We start from the raw sequence: 1,005 nt of genomic DNA, 5'->3' as shown, positions 1-1,005 counted from the left end.
AAGTTGACGTGGATGCCGACCAGCCCCTTGGGCGCCTGGCGGCCCATCCAGTCCGTGACGTCCGCGCCTACGTCGCCTCCCTGGGCGACGTAGCGCGTGTAGCCGAGGCGATCCATCAGCTGCGCCCACGCGCGTGCGATGCGGCCCGACTCCCAGCCGAGCTCGGCCGGCTCGCCGGAGAAGCCGTAGCCGGGCAAGGACGGCAGCACCAGATGGAAGGCTTCGTCGGGGGCGCCGCCGTGAGCGGTCGGGTCGGTCAGCGGGCCGACTGTCTCCAGCAGCTCAATGACCGAGCCGGGCCAGCCATGCGTCATGATCAGCGGCAACGCGTTCTCATGCCGCGATTTGACGTGGATGAAGTGGATCTTCACGCCGTCGATCTCGGTCGTGAACTGCGGTAGTGCGTTCAGTCGTGTCTCTAGCCGACCGAAGTCGTAGTCGGTCGCCCAGTAGCGGGCGAGTTCTTGGATTGTCCCGAGCTGTATGCCCTGCGACCGATCCCCGACGAGCTCCTTTGTGGGCCAGCGTGTCGCCGCGATGCGCCGGCGGAGGTCATCGACCACGGCTTGCGGCACCTGCACGGTGAAGGGCCGGATGGAGTGATCTGCGGCCGCCGAAGCAAGGTGCCCGGGCAACAGGCTAATGGCGCCTGCGGCTACTGAAGTGGCAAGAACATCTCGTCGGGTTGGTGCTGTTCTGTCCATGACATTCTCCTTGGTTTGACGCTGGCGCAGAGCGCACTGCACATTTCAGATGGATTGGCGCAGTTGCCTGAAGGCGGCGCGCAGCTCTGCAGCGAAGAGTTCGGGCTGCTCCCAGGCCGCGAAGTGCCCGCCCTTGTCGACTTCGTTGAAGTAGATCAGATTCCGATAGGCGCGGCGGGCCCATGTCTCCGGCGCGCGATAGACCTCTCCCGGAAACACCGTGATCGCGACCGGAAGCGAGATGTCGCTGGTCTTCTGCGCTGCAGCGAGAATGACGCTTTGGCCACTGGTCTCCCAGTAC

Annotated in this window: 1 protein-coding gene and 1 pseudogene; both read right to left on the bottom strand. The window is 65.1% G+C overall.

Annotated features, from left to right (window positions below; all coding sequences use genetic code 11):
* A partial coding sequence (locus tag EOA86_RS36100) for an epoxide hydrolase (RefSeq protein ID WP_164892389.1) occupies positions 1 to 704 on the bottom strand: 704 nt, incomplete at its 3' end.
* Between the two features lie 45 nt (positions 705 to 749).
* Positions 750 to 1,005, bottom strand: a pseudogene (locus EOA86_RS36095) (epoxide hydrolase); the annotation flags it as partial.

This window comes from Mesorhizobium sp. M5C.F.Ca.IN.020.32.2.1, assembly GCF_004023105.1.
Taxonomy (GTDB): Bacteria; Pseudomonadota; Alphaproteobacteria; order Rhizobiales; family Rhizobiaceae; genus Mesorhizobium; species Mesorhizobium wenxiniae.
This window is presented reverse-complemented; position numbering and strand designations above follow the sequence as displayed.